This window comes from Vibrio sp. Vb1980, assembly GCF_033338615.1.
Classification (GTDB): Bacteria; Pseudomonadota; Gammaproteobacteria; order Enterobacterales; family Vibrionaceae; genus Vibrio; species Vibrio alginolyticus.
Window position 1 is genome coordinate 250,690 of sequence record NZ_JAWOSZ010000004.1, and the last position, 25,536, is coordinate 276,225.

Genomic DNA, 25,536 nt, shown 5'->3' on the forward strand with positions numbered 1-25,536 from the left:
CTTTGCTAACGGTAGCAAAAACCACTGAGGAGAAAAGGAGCTAGATCTCACTTCTTGCTTACAAGTCTTTAACATCCAACCAGTTAGGCGCACTCTTTAATGACTCTCGGTGAGAACGCACTAGCTGAACGGAGTCAGTATGCAGCGCAAAAGGAATGGCAAAACGTGGCTTGTGGTCGTAATTGCAGCAGTGCTGATGTTGTCTTGTTATAGCGCCAGCAGAGAGGTTGCTCGTCAATGGTTGAGCGTACAAACTCAAACCGAAGCTCAACAAAAACTGCTCGACTATATCGGTGAAGTTCGCCGTGCACTCAAACGTTTCTACCACTTACCTTACCTCGTCACCAATAACCCAGAAACCATCGCTTTTGTGAAAGGGAATCTGACTTATTACGAACCGTTGCAAACCCAACTGACTCAACTAGATAAAGCCGCCAATACGGAAGGTTGGCTAATCCTGTCTAACTCTGGCGAAGTATTGGTCTCAAGTTTGATCGAAGAGCGCTTTAGCCTGTCTGACCGAAAAGCCATTGTGGAACAAATTCACAACCAAGGCGGCGGTGTTTCCTTGGTGAACAAAACCAAAGGTTCGAGCCCATTGTATTATCTTGCAGCCCCTATCTACGATGGTCTGGATATCGCTGGCATTGTGGTGGTGCAAATCAACCTTAGCCTATTGACCGAACAGACCATTACTAGCCAAGACATCATTACGTTGCAGAACCGTCAGCAACGCTTTTTCCTATCGAGCAGCTCGCTCTATAACGCAGACTGGTTTAACGAACCGAGCAACACCGTTCAGTTAGAAACGCAACGCTTATACGACAACACCAACATCAGTGTGTGGACGCTCAACCAACAGCGTTATTTTGCACACACCGTTAAATTAGATGATTTGAATTGGTACGTCAGCTACCTCACCCCTTCTAAGCCGATTCAACAAACCATCAATGTGATTGGTTGGAGCGTAGCAGCGCTGCTCTTATTGGTTGTATTGCTCGTCATCATTGGCTTACAACGACGACAAAAGCACATCAATCAACAACGAATTCAAGCTCTGTTGGAAGAGTCCCAACGCCGCTTGAAACAGATGATCAATAAAACCCACGTTGGTTTGCTATTGATTGATGAACAAGGGCAACTGTTCGACCTCAACCCAATGGCGAAACGTTTGTTCTGTTTACCAGAAAGCGTCAATCGACACGCTTTTGCTTGGGAGTTATTCGACGCTGGCAATCCCAATTCCACAACACTTAAGTTACTAAAGGACCTGCCTAAGCATAAAGAGCTCGCAGAGATCAGCACGGTCGAAACCATTGCCAGACGCAGTGACGGTAGCGTCTTCCCTGTCTTGTTCTCACTGACCAGTTTCCCTTGGCATGGCGAGCAGTATTTCCTTGCGACGATCATAGACATCAGTAAGCGGAAAAAAGCCGAGCAATCACTGCAACAGGTCAACCAAGAACTGGCGCAGCGAGTTGAAGAGCGAACTCAAGCGCTAAAAGAAGCACAAAGCCAGTTGATTGAATCGAGCAAAATGGCCGCCTTGGGTCGCATGTCGAGCGCGATTACTCATGAACTCAATCAGCCACTGACTGGTTTGCGTACCCTGCTCACAACAAACGAACTGTTAGCAGAACGTGGCGAAACCGAGATGATGAAAGCCAACAATGTATTGGTGCAGAAGCTGATTGATCGCATGGCAAGCATGACTAGCCAGTTAAAGACGTTCGCCTATAACAAACCAGAAAGCCTACAAGCGATTTCTCTTACCTCCGCACTCGAAGAAACCTTACGCGTTTATCAATCCCAATTAGACAAGGTGGATGTACGTGTTCGAGTTCCTCATGACTTACCTAACATCATGGGTGAAGAACAACGACTGCTTCAGGTGCTCGGTAATCTTGTCTCGAATGCGCTAGACGCAATGAACAATACCACCAACCCGCAGCTCAACTTGATCGTCAATCCAACCGGCAATCGGGTCGAACTGATCGTCAGTGATAATGGCTGCGGCGTGTCGGATGAGATGCTTGAATCCATGTTCGAGCCCTTCCAAACCTCAAAGAAAATTGGTGAAGGCTTAGGGCTGGGTTTAGCAATTACGGCCAACAATATGCGTGATATGAACGGACAAATTACCGTGCATAGGAATGAACAAAATGGGCTGACTTTCACTTTATTGTTCAAATCAGCCTAAGGTGATATTGATTACAAAATCATCATTAGAACTAGGCATCCCCGCTGTTTGAGAAAAACACGATCTCGATACAAGAATCCCTCCTTGACCTACACTATTCTCAAGCAAATAAAACGAATAACTTCCGAACGATAAAGAGTGAGAAACATGATTAAGTTTCCTGAACATTTTCTTTGGGGCGGTGCCATTGCTGCAAACCAAGTAGAAGGGTCGTACAACCTTGGGGGTAAAGGGTTATCGACATCAGACATGCTGCCAAACGGTATTTTGAGTCCGCATCAAACTCGTGAAGAGCGTACGCCGGGTATCAAAGACGTGGCGATCGACTTCTACAATCGCTACCCAGAAGACATTGCGCTATTCAAAGAGATGGGCTTTAACTGTCTGCGCCTGTCTTTAGCGTGGAGCCGCATCTTCCCGAACGGTGACGAGCTAGAACCTAACGAAGAAGGTTTGGCGTTCTACGATAAAATTTTTGACGAACTTGCCGAGCATAACATCCAACCTTTCGTAACTTTATCTCACTACGAAATGCCTTACGCACTGGTTGAAAACTATGGCGGTTGGGGCGATCGTCGCGTCATCGAATTCTTCGAACGTTATGCCCGCACCGTGCTGGAACGCTACAAAGACAAAGTGAAGCTGTGGTTAACGTTCAACGAAATCAACATGTCTCTACACGCACCATTTACTGGTGTTGGTTTGCAAGAAGACGCCAGTGAACAAGAGATTTACCAAGCGATTCACCACCAACTAGTCGCCAACGCAAAAGCGGTAAAACTGTGTCAGCAAATCGTACCCAACGGCAAGATTGGTAACATGCTGCTTGGCGCAATCAACTACCCATACACCTGTAACCCTGATGACGTGCTTGCTGCCATGCATGAAAACAACAAGTGGTTGTTCTTCGGTGATGTACAAACACGTGGTCAGTACCCAGGCTACATGAAGCGTTACTTCCGTGAAAACGGCATCGAAATTCAGATGGAAGCAGGCGACTTAGAAGAAATTGCGTCTGCGAGTGTCGATTTCATCTCATTCAGCTACTACGCAAGCGGCTGTGCAAGTGCGGATCCGAAACAGAAAGAAGTGGGTAACATCGTCGATAGCGTACCAAACCCATACCTTGAAAAGAGCCAATGGGGCTGGCTGATCGATCCAAAAGGCCTGCGTGTTCTGCTGAACTTCCTTCACGACCGCTACCAAAAGCCACTGTTCGTCGTAGAAAACGGCCTAGGTGCGCGTGATGAAATCGATGAAAACGGTGAGATTCAAGATGATTACCGCATCGCTTACTTGAACGACCATCTTGTACAAGCACATGAAGCAATTTTGGATGGCGTTGAGCTGATGGGCTTCACCAGTTGGGGACCAATCGATTTGGTCGCGAACTCAACCGCTGAAATGAGCAAACGTTACGGTTACATCTACGTTGATCGCCACAACGATGGTCAAGGTACGTTAGAACGTAAACGTAAGAAGAGCTTCTTCTGGTATCAAGATGTGATTCGCACTGCGGGCGGCTCGCTGAAAAACTAAGCTTATTATCTAGATACAAGCCTAGATACAAAGTGCATGTGTATTTAGATAGAAAAAACAAAGCCCTGCAAACGCAGGGCTTTTCTTATTCCCGATATTCAGTCGTATGACCTATTGGTTAAACACCAATTTCACCACCGTCTTCACGGCGAATAACCACCGTCGCGGCACGTGGACGCAGTGTCATCCCCGCAGGTGTTTCTTCTGCTGCATTGTCGCTGTAAGGCCAGTTGCCTGGGTGCTGAATGTTCACGAACAGAGACTTGTAGTCTGGGCTAATGGTAAAGCCCGTCACTTCACAGCCGTTAGGGCCAACAAAGAAACGTTTCAACTCAGCTTGGTTTTCTGCACCGATCACTTCTTGTGTGCCGTTTTCATCCGTCAGCTTAGAAGGTACAACCGCAAGCATTTGGTCATTGGTGTAAGACGTCACTTCGTCTGCACCGTTGTCTGTTTGAATCCACAGAATACCGCGAGGGTCAAACGCTAAGCCGTCTGGGCTCGCAAACTGGTTTAACTCATTCAAGCCAGAACGGTTGGTATCTGCATCACCATTTGCTGGCGAACCAAACACAAAGATATCCCAAGTAAAGTCAGTTGCTGAAGCACCTTCATCCCAACGAATAACATGACCAAACTTATTATTCAAACGTGGATTCGCAGGATTGGTTTCATCTGTACGGCGCGTATTGTTCGTCAATGTTAAATATACTGAACCCGTGAATGGATCAACCGTACACCACTCTGGTCGATCCATTGGTGTTGCTCCAACTAAATCCGCCGCACCCGCAGTATTGATGATAATTTCAGCCAGTGAATCAAAGTGATCCGCTAACGTACCACCAGCGGTTGTTACGCTATCAAGCGTTAATGGTAACCAAGTACCTGTGCTGTCTTCATTGAAGCGCGCCACATACAGTGTGCCTTCGTCCATGTACTTGTCACCCATCGCCAAGCGGTTATCAGGGTTAGCATCTGCTGGATCCCACGCTGCCGCAGATTCAAATTTGTATAGGTATTCAAAGCGAGAATCGTGACCAGAATAAAATACCACTGGTTTGCCTTCTTCAAGCTTACCGAAAGTACAGCCCTCGTGACGGAAACGACCTAGCGCAGTGCGTTTCTTCGCACGTGAGTTTTGCGTGTAAGGGTCAATCTCGACAATGTAACCGTGACCATTGGCTTCATTACGGTAATCATCCATCGCACTTGCTCCTGTTGGAGCCACATTAAAGCGAGAGAACTCATCAAGACGCTCTTCTGCATTTCCTGCTAATGTTTCCCACAAGTAGCGTGTGCTTTGGTCATCAACACCAATGCGATCTTGCTCTTCTGTACGAGTCCCGGCGTTAACAAAGTAACCAGGCCAGTTCTCTTCACACGTTAAGTACGTGCCCCACGGCGTGTAGCCGTTGCCACAGTTGTTTAACGTACCACGCGCTTGGCTGCCATCTGGCGAGAAACGAGTGACAGTTAAAGATGTGTGGGCCACCGGGCCAGACAAATCCATGACTGTCGCACCAGTATAACGACGGTTTAGTGGATCGGTATCAACCAACTTCCACATGTTGTCTTCCAGTTGAATTCGAACCACTGACACACCGTGCGCGTTAATCTCTTTGCGCACTTCATCTACAATGGTACGTACGCCATTTTCAACCGTCGGACCATTTGGATGCAGTGCTGATGTGTCGATGTACTCGTGGTTAATACATAGCAAGCCATCTGTAGTGCTATCGTTCAATGGGAAAAAATGCATGCCGTCATGGTGCATGCCTAGCGCATTTAACTGATCGGTACTGGTGTTGGTACCATCATTTTGCCATGCGCTGCCTTGCGCATTAAGTGGTGTTCCCCAAGGTACTAGTACTTGTGCGGTGTAGCCTTGTGGAATTGAAACTGCGTCAGTGAGTGAGCCAGGGATAGATTCAAAGTTAAGAACGGCTTTAGATGCGCCCGAACCACTGCTTACTGTACTCCCTGAGTCAGACGAGTTACAACCAGCCAATCCGAAAGCACCAAACGCTGTCATCGCACTGATACCTAAACCACCTTTCAGAATGCTGCGTCGAGATAGGCTCGCTTCTAATACTTCTTCAAATGGTTTGTTTTCACTTTGGTTATAACGCGTCGCGTCAAAGGTTTCCTTGCTCATTTTTACTTTCCCGATCTTATAGTTTAATTAATAAATAAGTGATTAGTTGAACGGCAAGAAGTTTGGATAAGAAAAATGACAAAAGTGCTTAAAACATATGAAACTTGTGTTTCAACAATACTGCAAACCAACCAACACAGCTAACGAAGCAATTAAATTCTGGTCACATAATCACCAACTGTATCGCTTCATTCTGATTTTACTTGGGCTAAAGTGTGATAGAAGGTATAAGGTGTACGAAATCAAATCATCTACGAGAGATAATCATGAAATTAGACAAGATCGATAACAAGAGCCGTCGTATCCGTAAAAAGCTGTTCTTAGGTGAGTTCGCAATCCTAGGTTTCGAGATCAGCTGTGAAACAGACATTAACGACTTCGACCGTTACGATGCATTCGTTGATGACTTTATCGACTACATTGACGAGCTTGGTCTTTGCTTCGGTGGCGGTGGTCTAGAACTGTTTGAAGGCTTCCTATGTTCTACTGACCGTTACGGCAGTGCGACTGAAGAACAGAAAGCGCAAGTTATTAAATGGTTAGAAGCACGTCCAGAAGTGAAAAGCGCGCAAGCGGGCGAACTAGTTGACGCCAACTACCTGTAACTAAAGGGCAACCTGTAATACGCAGAGCTCAGTAAATGGTAGAGAAAGCTGGTCTTAAGACTGGCTTTTTTATTTTTTGAAGAATGCGATAGTAAAAATAGGGGTTTGGGAAGTTGCGCGGAGTGAATGTGATTGTGGTGTTTTTGAGCTGGCAATCAACGGGAAACTGTGTTCCACAGCCAGCTCGTGCCTTTAGGTATAATTAACTATGATTTTTTAGCTGGGGCGTCTTTCGTGTCTTTCCAGTATTGAATACGCACACGATGTAGCTGAGCTCTTCTAGTCTTTTTCATAGTAAAGTCCCTCATCTTATATAAGTAACGCTCCTCATGGAGCTTATTGTCTAAGGTCGTATCCCCTTCAATCTATAAGGGAATCAATCATTTAACCGTGACCAATTTCACAACATAATGATAATTACCGATTTCTTGCAGCCTGTTTTTACTGGCAAACGGCATATTATCTATCTGACACAGTTAACTTACTCACCAGATATGACAGAAAAATGGCAATCAAGTTCCCTACTTATACTGTCATTGAATCTTAATAAGGATTAACAAGGTGGGCATTTCAGATTTACCATACTGTTTATAAAAACCGCAAGATTTTTTATTTCTTTTCAAACAAATCTCTACTCAAGATCAATTCACTTTCATCTTTATCGCCTCCCTTTTAACGCATTGTGATCCAGTTCAATCCACAGAACTCGGAACAAAAAGCGCACATTAATACATTCACCACCAAACCTGTGCGAGATCTCTTACAAGAGTTGTAAGCAAATAGATTAATCACCTCTAAGAGCAATGCCAGAAAAAACATTAAGCATATGATTTAAAAGTAATATTTAAATTCACTTAAAATAATAAGTAAAAATAATTTAGAAAAGTTAATTGAGTCAAATCAGCAAAACATCAATACTCAACTTGTCGACAGGATGTTGGCGGGAACAGGAAAAAAGCCTAAAGGATTGGGTATCTTCAGGATGAAGATTTGATAGCTTAGGATGAGTTGTCAGCAAGGATGTAGTTAAGCTCTAGGATAGAGTTCGCCCGTCAGGATGATAGGCAAGAATGGACACCGCTAGGAAGGCGATGAACAAGGAACTCGGTTAAAGGACTTAGCCACAATCAAGGATAGATGCAGGGAGCACCTATTAGTAGCTGGATTGCTGCGAAAAAGAATAAGCCCCGTCTGGGAAACCAGGCGGGGTTTTATTTTGTCTGTAATGTATTGATAAAGATTCATCTTTATCGTTTAAGTCTTCTCTGTTTTCATAAAACACCGTGCTATCATTTTCTTTACGTCTCCCAACGAAGCTCTCAGAAAATCACACACTATGCTTAATCCTGTTTGGTTACATACATTTAAGACATTGATTGAAGTCGGTCATTTTACGCAAACGGCAGAAAAACTTTTTATGACTCAGCCTGGCGTCAGCCAACACATCAAAAAATTAGAGCAAAGTTGTCAGCATGCCTTGATCAAGCGCGAAAACAAAAGCTTCGAATTAACCGAGCAAGGCAGGATTGTCTACGCATATGCGCTCGAGTTAGAAGATAGAGAGAAGAAGCTGCTCGAAGAGCTCAGTTTTGATGATGCGTTTTCAGGCCACTGTAAACTGGCTTGTTCTGGTGCAATGGCGTTAATGTTGTATGGGCCCATTTTGGAGAAGCAAAAACAGCACCCGAGCTTATCGTTACATTTAGAAGCCGCGCCAAATCAATCTATTCTCAACGCCATAACGCAAGGGCACATCGATATTGGTATCGTGACTGATGTTCCCAACAAAGGTCTGTTTCACAGTGAGGGAATTGGTAAAGAGAGGTTGTGCTTGGTTCTGCCAAAGCATTATCAAAATAAGCAGATAACGCCACAACTCTTGCATGACTGTGGTGTCATTAGCCACCCTGATGCCGAGCATTACATGACGCTGTTTTTTGACCAGTGTGAAGAACCACAGCTCCAAGAAATTAAGATGAGCGATTTACCATTATCCGGCTACGTAAATCAATTGAGCCAAATTTTGCTACCTGTCAGCAAAGGACTTGGCTTCACCGTGCTGCCTCAAAGTGCGGTCGACAATTTTCCGCTAAAAGACACGTTACACATTGCTCAATTGAAAAACACTGTATGTGAAGAGCTATTTCTAGTTCGTAAGCGCAGTCGTGCTCTACCTCTGCGCTATCAGACCATCAAAGAAGTGTTATTGGATGTGATTGGTGGCGCGCATCAATGATGTTAGCCACTCTTCGCTGGTAATGCGTTCCTCTTGGCAATCCACCCAATATGGTTTGCCAGATAACCAGCTCTTTGACGCGACCTCTTTTATAAACACATCCACGGAATCAACGTCATCTTTGGCGTAATCCCATTTATTGCGCATGTGTTCTGCCGCTTCTTGATTAGTGTACGCCTTGCCGTTGCGGATAAAGGTGCAAGAGGATTGCTCAAATCGTTTTATCAACGTCGAGATATCTTGCTCTACCCCTGCTAGTGCAAAGGTAGGCAGAATGCTTAATGTAAGTAACAACGTCCACTTTGCTTTCATCGCACCTTTATCCTTATCCCTGACCAAGTAACTACTAATAAGTGACTTAACTATTCTGATGTTTGGCTGTTTAGCTCAGCCATTATTGCCACCATGCCTTCGCAGGCTGAGGCTCCGCAATCGCCAAGCGTTGACCAATCTCAGGGCTCACTAACGTTACACCGCGCTCTTCACTGATATCTAACGCGCGTTGCATCGGCTCATTCCAATCATGCATCGATAAATCAAACGTACTGTTGTGAATTGGCATCATCACTTTGCCCTGCACATCAATGTGTGCTTGAACGCTTTGCTCTGGGAACATGTGAATGTCTGACCAAAGTTCATTGTATGCGCCGGTTTCGATCATAGTGAAGTCAAACGGACCGTACTTTTCACCAATCTCTTTAAAGCCATTGAAGTAACCAGAGTCACCACTGAAGAACACTTTGTGTTGTTGTGCATTAATAACCCAACTGCCCCACAGTGTCGTATCGCGGTCTGTCAAACCTCGACCGGAGAAATGCTGAGTCGGAGTCAATGTATATTCAATACCGTCGACAGAATGTGACTCCCACCAATCTAGCTCGATCACTTTCTCCTTCGGCACACCCCAATTCACCAGTAATTGGCCAACTTTTAACGGTACCAAGAAAGTGCCCACCTTGTCGCCTAGCACTTTAATAGAAGCTTTATCTAGGTGATCGTAATGGTCATGACTGATCACCACCACATCGATAGTTGGCAAATCTTCTATCGTGATGGGGGTTTGGTGAAAGCGTTTTGGCCCTGCCCATTGTACAGGAGACGCGCGATCACTGAATACAGGGTCGGTCATCACCAGTTTTCCGTCGAGCTTCATTAATACGCTTGAGTGACCCAGACGATAGATGACGTCATCTTGCTCTTCTAACAGTTGCCGCGCTGTGATCGCATGCACTGGAATTTCAATCGTTGGTGTTGGGTTAAGGCGCTCAGTCGTAAAATACGCTTTCATGATTTCGAACATGTCGCCCAAACCGCTTTTGTATTCCAACTCTGTATTTGCAAATTTGTCCGGGTATGTTGGCGCTTTTTCAGTATCAACATTAGAACAAGAAATCATTGATGTACCCATCGCGAACGCTCCTACTGTGGCTAGCAAAGTTTTTTTCATAAAAAGTTAACCCGAACAGAAGTAAACTACACGGTGCAGTTTACATTCTAATTATCAAAAGTAAACTACTTAGTGTAAAATAGATCAAGAAACGATCTTCTTAACTTAGCAAGCTTATGAATGTAAAAAGAAAAAGTCGTAGTGAAACCAAAAGAGAAGCCATCTTGTGCGCGGCAAGGCAAGCGTTCCAAGAGTTTGGGGTGCAAAACACCAGCATGGATAAGCTCTCTGCAATCGCACAAGTCTCTAAGCGCACGGTCTATAATCACTTCCCTTCTAAGGAAGCGATCGTGACGGAGTTGCTGACTGAGCTTTGGCGTTCGTCAATGATGGAAAGCGATATAAAACGCTTGGCCACTCTGCCACTCAAAGATCAATTGATTGAATTACTCTACAGCGAGATCATTGTGGTAACGGCACCAAACTATATTGAGCTGGCAAAAGTGGCATTTGGGCACTTCTTATTTAAGCCGGAAGATCTCAAAGAACAAGCAGAACAAATGTCGAAACAGGAAACCGCCCTGTACCGCTGGCTTACTGAGAAATCGAACAGTGGCGCTTTGCAAATTGATGATGTACATATAGCAAGCACTCAATTGCACAACTTACTTAAAGGCAGTGCATTCTGGCCGCAGTTAATGGGAATTTGCCCCTCTTTGTCGAATGAAGAATCTAGGCTGTTAGCTACCCAAACGGCGGAACTTTTTTTAAGTCACTATCAAAACAGCTAAAAACAGCGGTCAAATTGGCCGCTTTTTTAAGCGATAATTCGTGACAAAGCGATGAAATTTTTGCTCAATTTTATTTATCTCACCCTTGACAGTCTCATACCGCAAGGCGTGAGCGTTCGATAAAATATTTTTGTCGTGTCGACGATGCTTTTTCGTTTTCATCTCACAAAAAAACGCCCTAAGGTGCGCACCTCTGACGACGTGGTTGTTCAACCACAATTCTAAATCGTTGAAGTAAGTAGGTTATGTCATAACATGATCACCTGCCTACTGCATTCTATGCTCTATACTTATATTTTAATTTGGTACTGACTTACTAAGGAATTGCCATGCGTATTGCTATTCTCTCTCGTAATGAGAATTTATATTCAACCATGCGCCTAAAACAGGCGGGTGAAGAACGTGGGCATCAAATCGATGTGATCGACACGCTTCACTGTTATATGGACATTACGAGCAACAACCCTAAGATCCGCTACAAGGGTGAAGAATTACCGCAATACGATGCTGTTATTCCGCGTATTGGGGCATCTATTACGTTTTACGGCACTGCTGTTGTACGTCAGTTTGAAATGATGGGTACATTTTGTGTCAACGAATCTGTCGCGATCAGCCGCTCTCGTGACAAGTTGCGCTCATTGCAATTGCTATCACGTAAAGGCATCGGTTTGCCACGCACTGGCTTTGCTCACCATCCTGACAACATTCAGGACGTGATCAAAAACGTTGGTGGCGCACCTCTAGTGATTAAATTGCTAGAAGGCACTCAAGGCATTGGTGTTGTACTTGCTGAAACAAATAAAGCGGCAGAAAGTGTGATTGAAGCTTTCATGGGTTTGAAAGCTAACATCATGGTGCAAGAATTTATCGAAGAAGCAAAAGGCGCGGACATCCGTTGTTTTGTTGTCGGAAATAAAGTAATCGCCGCAATGAAGCGCCAAGCAAAAGAAGGCGAGTTCCGTTCTAACCTTCACCGTGGCGGCTCTGCACAACTCGTACGTTTGAGCAAAGAAGAGCGTGCGACCGCTGTAAATGCTGCGAAAGTGATGGGCTTGAACCTTTGTGGTGTGGATATCCTTCAATCTAAAAATGGCCCAGTGGTAATGGAAGTGAACTCTTCCCCTGGTCTAGAAGGCATCGAACTAGCAACGGGTAAAAACATTGCAGGTATGATCTTCGATTTTATCGAGAAAAACGCTAAGCCAAATTCAAACCGTACTCGCGGTAAAGGTTGATTTTTGTTTAACGCACAAGAGAGCCAAAAATCGGCTCTCTTGTTACTCGTCGCTAGGATGACACTATGAATCAGAAAATGATCATTGGGAATGCCGAAGCTATTTGCTTGCCAGAGTTAGGGATTACTCACCTTGAAGCGCGTATTGATACAGGCGCTCAAACCTCTTCATTACATGTAGACAATATTGATTGCTTTGAAAAAGATGGTCAGTCTTATGTTGCATTCGATTTGCACCCAGATGTATACCATTTAGAACAAGTGGTTCGCTGCACAGCGAAACTAAAAGCAAACCGTAAGGTTAAATCTTCTAACGGTACTTTTGAGCACCGCTGCGTGATCACAACGATGCTGCGTATGGGCGACCAACAATGGCCAATCGACATTACGTTGACTAACCGTGAAAAAATGACTTACATGATGTTGTTAGGTCGTCAGGGTATGGCAGACAAAGTGCTCGTTGATCCTAGCCAATCTCACTTATTGGCATCTTAACCCCGTAGCTTCAGATGAGTGATCGAACGTTTTTGTTGAGCATCACTCGTCTGGCTTTATCTTAGCCTACTTCCTACGAAATAACGCAAACAACAATCCCTTCGCTTTAACTTTTGTCACTCGCCAGTGCGTCATTGGCTTAGTCGGCGCTGTATTCAAAATGTGCTGATACGCTTTTTCATCCAAAGTCACCTCTCCCCCATGTGCCAAAAGCAAACATTGCGGATTCATCTCAAACACACGCTTTAATGATTGCCGATATTGATTCGGATGAAATATGGGAAACGGCGCAATCAGATGCTTTTTCACCTGCACCATTAAATCCGCCACATACAACACATCTTGTTCAGAATGATAAACCGACAGATCTCGATCAGTATGCCCTAGCGTTTCTAGCACCTGCCAATCATCAAATCCAGGAATAAACTCTCCATCAATAAGTTCAATATCTGGCTTTAACTTGCGGGAATACCACAGGTTTTGCTTTGGTTTACGCATCCGATTCGCCATCCAGCGTGCTAACATCAAATCGGTCAAATGCATTAGCCAACCGTCTACACCGCTATACCACTGGTTCTCTCGCTTTGCGGCCAATAGCTTGCATCCTGTTAAATCACGTAGTTTGTGCGCACCACCAGCATGGTCTGGATGCATGTGGGTCACAACAACCAACTTTAGGTCAGAAAAAGGACGATGGAGTTGATGTTCAATAAAGTCTTTAAGATGAGGGATGTCTGCTCGACTGGCACCATCAAGCAACAATAATTTATCGGGATATTCGGCGAGATACATGGTCTGAATGTACCCCTGAATTCTGTGCAGCTGCAAAATATGTCCTTATTTTAGTGAGATGCTTCATGACCGAACCCTTACTGGTCAGACCAACTATAACAGCAGAATGGACGCTTCGGTAAACAAATATTCACACGTAGCGACGACAACAAATCATAATCGAGATGATAGATTTTAATCATTAGACTCAAGGGCCCTTTTATCCGTTAATGCGCGCACACGGAGTTCGTGTCAGGGTATGAGGTAAATGCCTCATGATTTGCTTTTTTGTACTTTTCCTTCTAATTAATTAAGGAGTTAAGTACATTTTTGTGAGAATCGAGTTGGAAAAAGCAACTAAATTAGACCGCATCCGCGCGGACTACAACGTTCACTACTGGAGCCAAGGTTTCTACGGCATTGATGACCAAGGCGAAGTATATGTATCACCACGTAGTGATCGTGCACATCAAATCCCTTTCAGCGCTATTGTAAATGAGCTAGAAGCGAAGCAGTTAAATCTGCCTGTATTAGTACGCTTCCCGCAAATCGTGCACCAACGTGTGCATGGTATTTGCCACGCATTCAACCAAGCAATTGAAGAATACCAATATCCAAACAAATACTTGTTGGTGTACCCAATTAAAGTAAACCAACAACGTGAAGTGGTGGATGAAATTCTAGCGAGCCAAGCTCAACTAGAAACCAAGCAGCTTGGTCTTGAAGCGGGTAGCAAGCCAGAATTGTTGGCGGTACTTGCATTGGCTCAACAAGGTAGCTCCGTGATCGTGTGTAATGGCTACAAAGACCGTGAGTATGTGCGTCTTGCACTGATCGGTGAAAAGCTGGGTCACAAGGTATTCATCGTACTAGAGAAGCTTTCTGAGCTGGATCTGGTACTAGAAGAAGCGAAAAGTTTGGGCGTAAAACCGCGCCTTGGTTTACGCATTCGCCTCGCCTCTCAAGGCGCAGGGAAATGGCAAGCAAGTGGCGGTGAAAAATCGAAGTTTGGTTTATCAGCATCGCAAGTGCTTAGCGTTATTGAACGTCTTAAACGCGAAGGCAACCTAGACGCGATGCAACTGGTTCACTTCCACCTTGGTTCACAGATGGCAAACATCCGTGATGTACGCAATGGTGTGAACGAGTCTGCACGTTTCTACTGCGAACTACGCGCACTCGGTGCAAACATCGAGTACTTCGATGTGGGCGGCGGCTTGGCAGTGGATTATGACGGCACACGCAGCCAATCATCGAATTCGATGAACTACGGCCTTGCAGAATACGCACGTAATATCGTCAACACAGTGGGCGATGTGTGTCTGCAATACGAACAACCAATGCCAGTGATCATTTCGGAATCGGGTCGCTCGCTAACAGCGCACCACGCTGTGTTGATTTCTAACGTAATTGGTACCGAGTCGTACCTACCGGAAGAAGTACATGAGCTTGATGATGACGCTCCGCTTTTGCTACAAAACATGTGGCGAAACTGGGAAAACTTGCAAGATGGTACAGACGCTCGTGCGTTAATTGAGATTTACAATGATACCCAAAGTGATTTGGCAGAAGTGCACTCTCAATTTGCTACAGGTGTGCTTAACTTGGAACAACGTGCGTGGGCAGAACAATTGTCACTACGCATTTACTTCGAATTAAGCCGCAAGATGAGCACTAAGAATCGCTTCCACCGTCCGATTCTGGACGAGTTGAGCGAACGTCTTGCGGATAAGTTCTTCGTGAACTTCTCTCTCTTCCAATCTCTACCAGATGCTTGGGGTATTGATCAGGTGTTCCCTGTTCTGCCACTTTCTGGTCTTGGCGAGGCGGAAGAGCGTCGTGCAGTGATGTTGGACATCACATGTGACTCTGATGGCGCGATCGATCACTACGTTGATGGTCAAGGCATCGAGAGCACGCTACCTGTACCAGCTTGGAGCAAAGACAAACCGTACCTAATGGGCTTTTTCCTAGTAGGCGCATACCAAGAAATCCTTGGTGACATGCACAACCTATTTGGTGATACCCACAGTGCTGTAGTCAATGTTGATGAACATGGTCAATTTGAGATCAGTTACATCAACGAAGGTGATAGTGTAGAAGACATGATGCGCTACGTTCATATCGACGTGGATGCGATTCGTGACAATTATAAACAATTGGTTTCACAGCGAGTTGAAGCCAATGAACAAGCACAAATCCTAGCAGAACTAGAACAAGGTCTAGCAGGATACACCTATTTAGAGGACTTCTGATATGAATGATTTGTTTACTAAAACTGATTATTCGCTTTACTCCAACTCTATGTCGTTTTTACGTCTGCCGTACATTCGTAACCCGGTATCGGCAGACGCAGACGTTGTGGTGTTGGGAGTCCCTCTGGACATGGCAACATCTGGTCGTCCAGGTGCGCGTATGGGTCCAGATGCAATTCGCCGTGCCTCAGTCAACTTGGCATGGGAAGGTAAGAAGTTCCCGTGGAGCTTCAACGTATTGGATAAACTGAAAGTGATCGACGCAGGTGATCTCGTGTTCGATTGCGGTGATGCGGAAGATTTTACTTACCGCCTTGAAGCGGCAACCAGTGAAATTCTAAAAAGTGGTAAAACCATGTTGGGATTGGGCGGTGACCACTTCATCACGCTACCTATCCTGCGTGCCTATGCGAAGCATCATGGCCAAATGGCTTTGATTCACTTTGATGCTCATACGGACACCTATGCAAATGGCAGTTCATACGACCACGGTACGATGTTCTACCATGCGCCGAAAGAAGGTTTGATCTCAGCAAAGAACTCAATACAAATCGGCATTCGTACGGAGTACAAACAGCAAGATCACGGCTTCAATGTGATTAATGCGATGCAAGCGAATGACATGTCGGTGAACGAGATCCTAGAAGAAATTCGTCGCACCGTCGCAGACAAGCCAGTATATGTCACTTTTGACATCGACTGCTTAGACCCGGCCTTCGCACCGGGAACTGGTACACCAGTTTGTGGTGGCTTGAACTCAGACAAAGCGCTGAAAATTATTCGTGGTTTAGCCGGCATGAATATCGTGGGTATGGATGTTGTCGAAGTATCGCCTCCATACGACCACAGTGATGTTACCGCACTAGCGGGAGCAACCATCGCACTAGAAATGCTTTACGCATACGCATCTGAGCGCGAATAGACATAATCATTTCTAAGGGAGCTTCGGCTCCCTTTTCTTTCTGATGCCTTCCTCTACCTTTTATTCACTCGTTTCATCTTGAACTCAGATCAACCGATCAGACGCTTTATTTTTGCACTTTAACCATTAAAACCAGTTACCTATAAGGCTCATTCTATTCACGAAAAGTAAAAGATTTAACTTAATTAGACAAAGAAATGCATCTCTTTTTGAAAACAAAATCGGATTAGTTTTTCTAATTTAAATCATAGATTTTTATCTTGCTCAACTTCACACTTTTCGATTGCTAATTATACAAGCAAGCACTATTATCTCGCGCAAATACCCCCGCAACACAAGAATTCAGTTGGCACTCTGTAAAAGAGCGCTAAGGGTTTTTACGTCTTAAATTTTTTGGAGAGATACGCAAATGTCTGCTTCGTTTCCATTAGCGAAACTTACCTTTTTAATCGCTATATTGACTGCCGTGGGTCAAATGACCCAGACAATGTACGTGCCTTCAATCGGTCATATGGCGGGCGAGTTTTTGGTATCTGCGTCATCACTTCAAGCTGTGATGGCTTGTTACCTAATCCCATATGGCTTGTCGCAATTTGCGTATGGCACACTATCGGACCGCTTGGGACGCAAACCGATCATCATCGTCGGGCTGCTTATCTACATCGCGGGTACACTGGTAGCATTATTTGCACATCAATTTGAATGGTTCTTGATTGGTAGCTTTATCCAAGGCTTAGGTATTGGCTGCGGCGGTGCGATGTCACGCACTCTGACTCGCGATTGCTTTGAAGGCTCTGATCTACACAGAGCAAACAGCTTAATTAGCATGTGTGTGATTTTCTCACCATTAATGGCACCAGTATTAGGCGGTTACCTAACAGAAGCTTTCGGATGGCGGTCGAGCTACTTGTTCTTAGCGCTATTTGCTATCGCGGTTGTGATCACCATGATGACAAGCATGATGGAGACGCTACCAAAAGAGAAACGCAAATTCGAACCAGTAGCCAAAAGCTACAAACACGTTTTGTCTGACCGTCGCTTTCAAGGCTTTTTGATTTGCCTGGTTGCAACATTCGCTGGTGTGGGTGTATTCGAAGCAGCGGCTGGGGTGTTGTTGGGTGGGGTATTAGAATTACCTGCAACAACGGTAAGTTTGCTGTTTATATTGCCGATCCCAGGTTACTTGGTGGGCGCAGGCTTATCTAGCTACATCGCAAGACGTCGCTCTGAGCGTCGTGCTTTAAACGTAGGCTTGGTCTCTATTTTTGTAGGCTCTGCTATTGTGCTCATCCCAGGCTTGTTTGGTTTAACCACGGCATTAACGCTAGTTGGAGGCGCAACCGTGTACTTTTTGGGTGCGGGCATTCTCTTCCCAGCAGCAACAACTGGAGCGATTGCGCCATTCCCATACCATGCAGGAACAGCAGGCGCGACATTGGGTGGCATGCAAAACTTGGGGGCAGGTGTCGCAACTTTGCTCGCGTCACTATTTCCAGCGCATAACCAGATGCCTTTGGGCATTTTGATGATGGCAATGTCGGTAATTGCAATGCTTGGGTTAATGTGGGTGAATCGAGCACACAATCACTCAAACGAAGTACCGCAAGTTATCTGATCATTATCAGCTTACTTTCAAAATCCAAAAGGGACACACTCAACAAGTGTGTCCCTTTTTTCATATCACACTATATCGATTTCCCGATGAGAATGATTTAACTTTCGAATTGATATTTGTTAAAAATAACAGCTGCTTACACAATGTGTTTTCAGCTCCCTTCAAATTGAGTATCCAACTCGGAAATATTGAGGATTCTCACTTTTTCGGTATACCCCATAACAAAGAATGGACAACTGAAAACCACTAACAAAATGAAAGCCCAGCCCTCAGGATGAGGCCACTTGGGTGTACAATAAGGATAAAATCAGATGCGTTTCACTTTAACTACGTTGGCCGTCTCGGTCGCGCTTGTCGCCGGATGCAGCAATCAAGGAATTCCTAGCATGACTCAATACTCCCAAACACAGATCGTTGCTCAACAAACTCAAGCTCCGGTTGCGAAAAAAATCCCTCACGCGATGACTATTCATGGCGATAACCGCGTTGATAACTACTACTGGATGCGTGACGACGAACGTAAAGACCCTGAAATTTTACAGCACCTAGAGAAAGAAAATCAGTACGCAGAAACCGTTCTAAAGCACACTGAAACACTTCAAGATACGCTATTTGAAGAAATTAAAGGGCGTATCGCAAAAGACGACAACTCAGTACCTGTTCGTAAAGGCAACTACTTCTACTCCAGTGAAGTGACCGGAGATAACGAGTACGAAGTCCATTTGCGAGCTAAAGACTTTGCAGGCAAAGACAAACAAATCATTTTAGATGTCAATGAACTAGCAAAAGAACATGAATTTTTCAGTATCGGCGGCCTATACGTTAGTCCGAATGAAAACTTATTGGCGTATGGCGAAGACACATTAAGCCGCCGCGTGTACACCCTTAAGATCAAAGATCTGACAACAGGCAATTACCTACAAGATGAAATCGAAGGGGCCTCAAGCGCTGTCGCATGGCAGAACGATAACAACGCCTTTTACTACATCAAAAAAGATCCACAGACCTTATTGGGCTACCAAGTTTATCGTCATGTATTGGGCACACCACAAAGCAGCGATGAGCTGATTTTTGAGGAAACCGACAGCGCCTATTACACCTCACTAAGCAAAAGCAAAGATGGCGAAGATATTTATATCTGGCATTCGAGTACAGAAACCAGTGGGGTCTCTATCATTGATGCCAACAACCCTAAAGCAAAGGCGAAACCGTTCTATCCTCGTGAAGATGGCATTGAATACAGTATTTCTAAGCTAGGCGATTGGTACTACATTTATACTAACTATCAAGCCGTCAACTTCCGTTTGATGAAAGTTCATCAAAATGACATGCATGACCGCTCTAAATGGCAAGATGTGATTGCCGCAGACGACAACACTCAACTTGTCGACTTCGAGTTATTCGATGATCACATCGTCTATGAGCAGCGCTCTAACGGCCTAGCAAGCGTCACTGTACGTCAGCTTTCAACAGGAAAAGAACTCCCCCTCACATTTAATGACGATGCGTTTGCTGCCTATTTGACAGGTAACCTAGAGCTGGATAACGAGAAAGTTCGTATTTATTACAGCAGTTTAACCACTCCAGGAACCTACTACGATTTCGATCTAAAAACGGGCGGGTCAGAAATCATGAAGCAAACACCTGTACTTGGTGATTTTAATCCTGACAATTACCAATCAGAACGCATCATGGTCACAGCCCGTGACGGTAAAGAAGTACCCGTTTCTTTGGTGTATCGTAAAGACTTATTTAAGAAAGATGGTACGAATCCACTCTACCAATATGGTTATGGATCTTATGGCGCAACCATTGAGCCAACTTTCCGCTCGACACGTTTGAGTCTATTGGATCGCGGCTTTGTTTACGCCATTGCTCATATTCGTGGATCTGAAATGCTTGGCCGCCCTTGGTATGAAGACGGTAAAAAACTAACCAAGCAAAACACATTCAACGACTTTGTTGATGTGACTAAAGGTTTGGTTGAACAAGGCTACGGCGCGAAAGATAAAGTCTTCGCTGTTGGTGGCTCTGCAGGAGGCCTCTTAATGGGGGCTATCATCAACCAAGCACCAGAACTGTACCGCGGTATCGGTGCACATGTTCCGTTTGTGGACGTGGTAACCACCATGCTCGATGAATCGATTCCATTAACCACCAATGAGTATGATGAATGGGGTAACCCAAATAACAAAACATACTATGACTATATGTTGAGTTACTCGCCTTACGACAACATCAAGGCGCAAAACTACCCGAACATGTTGGTAACGACTGGCTTGCACGACTCTCAAGTACAGTACTTTGAACCAATGAAGTGGGTCGCCAAACTTCGTGAAATGAAGACAGACGATAACGTCTTGTTGTTCAAAACCGATATGGAAGCCGGACACGGCGGCGCATCTGGTCGATTTAAGCGCTTAAAAGAAGATGCGTTAGAGTATGCGTTCTTCATCGATTTACTCGATAAAAAATAAGCGTATTAATCGAACTGCATCTCTTCTAACAACAAAAATGCCCGCAAATTGCGGGCATTTTTATAGACGCACTCTCTAAACAAAGAGTTGGGTTACCTAAGCACAGAACTACCAGTGTCTCTTATAGCCAACGGAAAGCAGAAAGAAAAACGCCTACTCACAACGAGTAGGCGTTAACACAATAAATGTGTTTAGGCAGTAGAAACTGGCCTATTTATTAGAAGTAGTAACGAGCACCTAGAGTCCAGTAGTCGTTCTCTTCATTGTTGTAGTCGTTACCTAGATCAAACTGGTAAGCTGCAAACGTTACGAAAGCAGGAGTTACAGCGTACTCTGCTTGTAGCGCAGTTTCGCTTGAAACTGTCTTATTGTCTTCTTCGTCTTCTACGCCTTCGTAGTTAACGCTGAATGTCCAATCGTTTACGCCGTATGCCAAAAGAGCTTCAAGTTGAGAAGTGTCTTTACGCATTTGGTAGAAGTACTCGTTCATACCGTATACTACTGCTGCGTATAGACCTGAACCGTACTGACCGTAGTTTACAGAGAATAGGTGTGATTCAGCGTTCTTAGTACCTAGAGTCGCGTTTTTAACATCACCGCCGCTGTATACGTAGCCTAGACCAAAGCCAGCTACAGAACCGCTCAATGCAACTTGACCACGTTGCTCGTATGTTGTTGCATCTGAAGTTTGCTCACCTTGCCAACCTAGACCTAGGTTGAAAGCAAAACCTTCACCAAATTCAAAACCTTTACGGTAGCTAAGCATTTTATCAGCACGAGCTGAGCCTAGGTTGCCGTGGTTGTCGTACAAAAAGTCGTTCGCAAACGCGATTGGTAGATCCGCAACGCCAGCGACATCGTAGTAAGGTGACCATTGAGTACCTGCTACTAAACGGCCAAACTGCTCATGAGTAGCACCGATGTAACCTAGACGAGTTTTGAATGACTGTTCACCACCATTTAGGTAGTTAAGCGCCCATTCACCTTTAGCGTCGATAGTAATACCGTTGCCAATGTCTTTCTTACCCGCAACGTTAATACGCGGAGACACTTGGTGAACTTTTACATCTTCTTCGAAATACTCACCCACGCCAACTGAAACGTGACCGCCGATCGATAAAGATGTACCATCGCTGTTGTAAACTTCTGCTGCGAAGGCCTGTGAACCACATGCTAGTGCCGCCACTGCAACGGCTAGAGTTTTCATTTTCATTGTTAACATCCGTATAGTTGTTTGTACCGGTTCGCTTAGAAACAGATTAAATCCGAATCAATCGCAACGAACACATAACAAAGTAGTAATGAAATAGAAATGAAACAAACACTTTCTTATGCAACCAGTGGTATTAATGCTCACATTTTGAACTGTATCACAAAAAAATAGGGAACTTTTCATTCCCCATCATAAAATCTGTGGCTTTTTACGTGTCACATCTCCCAACGTGCGAGTGGCTTCTCAGTTTTGATACCCTTACTGCCCCAGCGGTCAATAACATCAATTTGCAGTATGCGGCTCGGTTTAATAAGCGATGTCAAGGTTTTCGACGGTCGTTTATCCGTCACTAACCATAGCGTTTTATCTTGTTCAAACTGAGCTTTTAAAGATAATTTGTCTTCTTCTGTCCACTCGAGCTCCGGCTTAAATTCGCGCCCAACCACAAACAATTGGTTGCCAGAGGCAAAGTCCTCTAATGACTCACTCATCAGTACCACTGAATCGATGCCTTTATCGAAGATCTCTGCCTGTTGTTGGTTGATCAGTTCACGCACATTGAGCATAAGAGCCTGTTGATTCGTTTGAATCGCCTTTTGGTGTTCAGGATATACACGCTGTAGATCCTCTCCAACAATGCCCGCCATTCGGATTAAGTTTGTAGGGTTCAGCCATGCGTACTTCGATGTTGACCCGTTTTCCAATGTCAGTACTGCAACTCCTTGAGCTCTAGGAGAAATGGCCTGCGATGCATCGATTTCAATCAAGTGAATGTTGCCCTGTCGAGCGTAAACATAAGTCGGGTCTTGTTTCCAAATCGCACCAAGAGTAATAGCAACCGTCGCGACTTGACCCGCTTGCTTAACTTGCTCTGTACCTTTATTTGCGAACCAGTTTTCAAGACGCTCAACGCCGTAACGCTTTGGAGGCAGATACTGAGTCTCTATCCCTGTACCTTTCATGAGTTGCTCAGACAACATGTACGTGACGGGAGTGCTGGTTAAAATGTCTTTGGCGCTTGCCAACGATGGAAGTGTTGTCGCTATAACCAAACCAAAAGTTATCGCTAATTTTTTTATCTTCATGTTCATTACTTTATAAAAATGGTTACGCTTTTTGGATAATTCGGTAAACCGTTGCTGTTAGGAAAAATGCCGCAGAAACAATGATGATGGATGCGCCTGATGGCACTGGTAGCTCAAGCTCCATTGGCAGTATGGTTCCTACTAAACACGCAATGGTTGCCAATAAAGAAGAAAGGAGAACAAAACTGCCCATGCGTTTAGTCAATAACCGAGCCGTTGCACCAGGAATCAGTAGCAATGCACCAACCAATACCGCGCCAATAATCTTTACCGCGGCGATGGTGACCAAGGTGATCATCATGACAAATAAGTAATCATAAAAGCTGGTATTAAAGCCGCGTACACGTGCAATATCCGGGCTGATACAAGTTAGCAAAATGCGGTTAAACGTTGGAATAAGAAGCAGTAATATGATCAAACAACTGATCGCTAAAATAAGGATATCGTTGTCCGTCACAGTCAAGATCGAGCCAAACAACACGTTCTCCAACATGTGAATGTTGATCTTGCGAGCAACGTACATTAACAGCGCAGCACCAACCGCTAACGCTAGTGCAAGAAAAACCCCAACCAGTGTGTCGTAAGGTACATTCGTACGATTACGAACAAAGTGAAGTAACAGCGCAAAAATCATACAAAAGCTAAACAATCCGATGATCGGATTCTCTGGCGGCTCACCGAGCAACACACCAATCGCGATTCCGGTAAGCGCAGCGTGCCCTACTGCTTCAGAGAAAAAAGCCAGTCGCTTGGCGATGACTAATGTACCAAGACCACCAAGTAATGGCCCTAATATCAGCGCTGCCACAATTGCGTTCACCATGAAAGCATAAGAAAAGCTATCGCTTAACCATCCAGCTTCAACGCCGCTAACCGCTAACTCTCGCAACCAATCCATTATGCAGCCTCCACTTTTGCTGTGTAGTGCTTGAATAATGTTTCTATACGATCAGGACTTAGCACATCTGAATGGTGCCCTGACGCCACAATTTGACGATTTACAACATGGACCTGCGCATCTAAACGGCGCACTGCGGTCACGTCATGGTGCACTGCCAGTACCGTTTTGCCTTCTCCAACGACTTCATGAATCAAACCTTCAAGATATCGAACACCTTGCTCATCCATGCCAGTTGTAGGTTCGTCTAAAACCAATAAATTGGGCTCATCCAGTAAAGCTTGCGCAAACAAAACACGCTGTTGCTCACCGCCAGAGAGTTGCCCCATACGACGATCGCAACGCGTTGCCATACCCACGCGATCCAGCTGGGCCAGGGCATGTTGAGTTTGTTTCGTTTTACGTCGCCAAAATAGAGGGATACGAGTTTGGTTAAGCAGTACAAAATCCATCACGGTTAACGGGAGGCTTGCTTCAAACATCGCTTTTTGTGGCACATACCCTATCTTCCCCGATGCAGCTGATGGTTCTGGCCAATTGAGCGCTATGTTTCCCGAAAATGGCGTGAGTCCAAGTACCGAACGAAGCAAAGAGGTTTTACCACCGCCGTTCGGTCCCATAATCACGTGACATTTCGCGTTCTCGAATTCGGCGCTGATGTTCTGCAAAATGATATTGTCGGCGTATTTTAGGCCCACGTTACTTAAGGAAACGGAAGGTCCAGTCATTACGCCTTTTCCCCTGCTCGCTTACTCGCCACAAATTTCATGGCTTCGATTAGTGTTTCCACATTATCTCGCATCTCAACCTCGACTTTATCAGCCTCATACTCACCGTGAGTCATGTGAGAAAAGCGATAAAGCTGCACCCCAGTCGCCTCTTCGATGGTATCAACAAAGCGATTCGGCATATTGAGCTCATAAAACAGCACATCAATGCCCGATTCACGAATTTTCTCTATCGTTTCCTGTAGCTGACTTGCACTTGGTTCAACACCATGAGCAGGCTCAATGACAGCGGCAACGTCAACACCAAACTCCTGAAGGATATATCCGTAAGCATTGTGGGTTGTCGCCACCTTCATACCAGCCGTGTCCAACTCACCAAGAGACAACATTGCATCACGCTTCATCAGGCGAAATGTTTTCGCGTATTTACGAGCATTTTGGCGATAGAACGTAGCATTGTCTGGGTCCAATTGGCTTAGCTCACTCGCGATGGTGTAAACCTTTTGAATGGTTGTTGATAGACCGACAAAGGTGTGAGGGTTCACTGCTCCTTGACCAACAGACTGCCCCATAGCGGGCAATAAAGGCACTTCTTTGTTCGCTTCGATAACCACGAGATCATCACGCTGAGAAGCCTTGATCACTTTCAGTGCAAAATCGTCATGACCAATACCATTGATCACTATTACGTCCATTTCATTTAAGCGCTTAAGATCATTAGGTTGTGGCAAATAGTTGTGAGGATTAAAACCAGCATCAACCAAAGGAACGATGTCCGCCTTCTCACCAACAACGGCTTTAACATAGCTGTAATAAGGTTGAAGCGTAATACCAATACTGAGTTTATCGGCAGCAAAGCCAGTAGAAGACACCGTCAATAACGCGGTGGCTGTAAGAATACGACGTAAAAGAGAGCGTTTGATCATAGTA

General features: G+C 44.9%; 20 protein-coding genes. 11 read left to right on the forward strand and 9 right to left on the reverse strand.

All coding sequences use genetic code 11. The features are described 5' to 3' along the window. Window positions 1-139: 139 nt before the first annotated feature. Window positions 140-2,200 carry a sensor histidine kinase gene (locus R7F64_RS10100; RefSeq protein ID WP_171342681.1) on the forward strand — a complete coding sequence of 687 codons (2,061 nt, stop codon included), beginning with the start codon at window positions 140-142 and terminating at the stop codon, window positions 2,198-2,200. Between the two features lie 147 nt (window positions 2,201-2,347). Next, entirely contained in the window at window positions 2,348-3,739 is a 1,392-nt protein-coding gene (locus R7F64_RS10105; protein ID WP_039989596.1) for a glycoside hydrolase family 1 protein, read from the forward strand. A 118-nt stretch (window positions 3,740-3,857) separates the two neighbouring features. Here the strand turns inward: R7F64_RS10105 and R7F64_RS10110 are convergent, their stop codons facing one another. Beyond that, entirely contained in the window at window positions 3,858-5,894 is a 2,037-nt protein-coding gene (locus tag R7F64_RS10110; RefSeq protein WP_171342683.1) for a PhoX family protein, read from the reverse strand. Between the two features lie 266 nt (window positions 5,895-6,160). Here R7F64_RS10110 and R7F64_RS10115 point away from each other — a divergent pair, with 266 nt between their 5' ends. Both R7F64_RS10115 and R7F64_RS10120 read left to right on the forward strand, forming a co-directional pair. Next, window positions 6,161-6,499, forward strand: coding sequence for a YggL family protein (locus R7F64_RS10115; RefSeq protein ID WP_005374208.1), 339 nt, complete (start codon window positions 6,161-6,163; stop codon window positions 6,497-6,499). 1,336 nt (window positions 6,500-7,835) lie between these two features. Next, window positions 7,836-8,735, forward strand: coding sequence for a LysR family transcriptional regulator (locus tag R7F64_RS10120; protein ID WP_318071657.1), 900 nt, complete (start codon window positions 7,836-7,838; stop codon window positions 8,733-8,735). Here R7F64_RS10120 and R7F64_RS10125 read toward each other — a convergent pair. Continuing rightward, complete coding sequence (locus tag R7F64_RS10125; protein ID WP_138939798.1) at window positions 8,703-9,047, reverse strand: DUF5329 family protein; 345 nt, start codon at window positions 9,045-9,047, stop codon at window positions 8,703-8,705. The genes R7F64_RS10120 and R7F64_RS10125 overlap by 33 nt on opposite strands. 82 nt (window positions 9,048-9,129) lie before the next feature. Then, entirely contained in the window at window positions 9,130-10,143 is a 1,014-nt protein-coding gene (locus R7F64_RS10130) for an MBL fold metallo-hydrolase (protein ID WP_031780877.1), read from the reverse strand. A 155-nt stretch (window positions 10,144-10,298) separates the two neighbouring features. On the opposite strand from R7F64_RS10130, the gene R7F64_RS10135 reads away from it, so the two are divergent. From R7F64_RS10135 to R7F64_RS10145, 3 genes are all read left to right on the forward strand, one after another. After that, window positions 10,299-10,913, forward strand: a complete 615-nt coding sequence (locus R7F64_RS10135; protein ID WP_203345261.1) for a TetR/AcrR family transcriptional regulator — start codon at window positions 10,299-10,301, stop codon at window positions 10,911-10,913. A 329-nt stretch (window positions 10,914-11,242) separates the two neighbouring features. Further along, window positions 11,243-12,148 carry a 30S ribosomal protein S6--L-glutamate ligase gene (gene rimK, locus R7F64_RS10140; protein WP_005374224.1) on the forward strand — a complete coding sequence of 302 codons (906 nt, stop codon included), beginning with the start codon at window positions 11,243-11,245 and terminating at the stop codon, window positions 12,146-12,148. Window positions 12,149-12,213: 65 nt separating this feature from the next. Further along, the gene (locus tag R7F64_RS10145) at window positions 12,214-12,642 is read left to right on the forward strand and encodes an ATP-dependent zinc protease (protein ID WP_005384193.1); all 429 of its coding nucleotides are present in this window, start codon (window positions 12,214-12,216) and stop codon (window positions 12,640-12,642) included. Between the two features lie 66 nt (window positions 12,643-12,708). On the opposite strand, the gene R7F64_RS10150 is transcribed toward R7F64_RS10145, so the two are convergent. Next, window positions 12,709-13,434: an MBL fold metallo-hydrolase gene (locus R7F64_RS10150; protein ID WP_053304689.1), complete on the reverse strand. Its 726-nt coding sequence runs from the start codon at window positions 13,432-13,434 to the stop codon at window positions 12,709-12,711. A 323-nt stretch (window positions 13,435-13,757) separates the two neighbouring features. On the opposite strand from R7F64_RS10150, the gene speA reads away from it, so the two are divergent. From speA to R7F64_RS10170, 4 genes are all read left to right on the forward strand, one after another. Beyond that, window positions 13,758-15,668, forward strand: coding sequence for an arginine decarboxylase (gene speA / locus R7F64_RS10155; protein WP_033906546.1), 1,911 nt, complete (start codon window positions 13,758-13,760; stop codon window positions 15,666-15,668). Window position 15,669: 1 nt separating this feature from the next. Beyond that, window positions 15,670-16,590 (forward strand): agmatinase, encoded by a 921-nt coding sequence (gene speB / locus R7F64_RS10160; RefSeq protein WP_005374233.1) that lies wholly within the window; start codon window positions 15,670-15,672, stop codon window positions 16,588-16,590. A 409-nt stretch (window positions 16,591-16,999) separates the two neighbouring features. After that, window positions 17,000-18,205, forward strand: a complete 1,206-nt coding sequence (gene emrD, locus R7F64_RS10165) for a multidrug efflux MFS transporter EmrD (protein ID WP_005374234.1) — start codon at window positions 17,000-17,002, stop codon at window positions 18,203-18,205. A gap of 311 nt (window positions 18,206-18,516) precedes the next feature. Further along, window positions 18,517-20,682, forward strand: a complete 2,166-nt coding sequence (locus tag R7F64_RS10170) for a S9 family peptidase (RefSeq protein ID WP_318071658.1) — start codon at window positions 18,517-18,519, stop codon at window positions 20,680-20,682. Window positions 20,683-20,899: 217 nt separating this feature from the next. Here R7F64_RS10170 and R7F64_RS10175 read toward each other — a convergent pair whose 3' ends face one another. The 5 genes from R7F64_RS10175 to R7F64_RS10195 form a co-directional block, all read right to left on the reverse strand. Next, window positions 20,900-21,895, reverse strand: a complete 996-nt coding sequence (locus R7F64_RS10175; RefSeq protein ID WP_017635534.1) for a porin — start codon at window positions 21,893-21,895, stop codon at window positions 20,900-20,902. Between the two features lie 215 nt (window positions 21,896-22,110). Beyond that, window positions 22,111-22,980 (reverse strand): metal ABC transporter solute-binding protein, Zn/Mn family, encoded by an 870-nt coding sequence (locus tag R7F64_RS10180; protein WP_053304671.1) that lies wholly within the window; start codon window positions 22,978-22,980, stop codon window positions 22,111-22,113. A gap of 22 nt (window positions 22,981-23,002) precedes the next feature. Next, complete coding sequence (locus tag R7F64_RS10185) at window positions 23,003-23,878, reverse strand: metal ABC transporter permease (RefSeq protein ID WP_005393560.1); 876 nt, start codon at window positions 23,876-23,878, stop codon at window positions 23,003-23,005. After that, window positions 23,878-24,606 carry a metal ABC transporter ATP-binding protein gene (locus R7F64_RS10190; protein ID WP_025768067.1) on the reverse strand — a complete coding sequence of 243 codons (729 nt, stop codon included), beginning with the start codon at window positions 24,604-24,606 and terminating at the stop codon, window positions 23,878-23,880. Before R7F64_RS10190 ends, R7F64_RS10185 begins: the two co-directional genes overlap by 1 nt. Beyond that, the gene (locus tag R7F64_RS10195; protein WP_005374249.1) at window positions 24,606-25,532 is read right to left on the reverse strand and encodes a metal ABC transporter solute-binding protein, Zn/Mn family; all 927 of its coding nucleotides are present in this window, start codon (window positions 25,530-25,532) and stop codon (window positions 24,606-24,608) included. The genes R7F64_RS10190 and R7F64_RS10195 overlap by 1 nt, the downstream gene beginning before the upstream one ends. Window positions 25,533-25,536 lie beyond the last annotated feature (4 nt).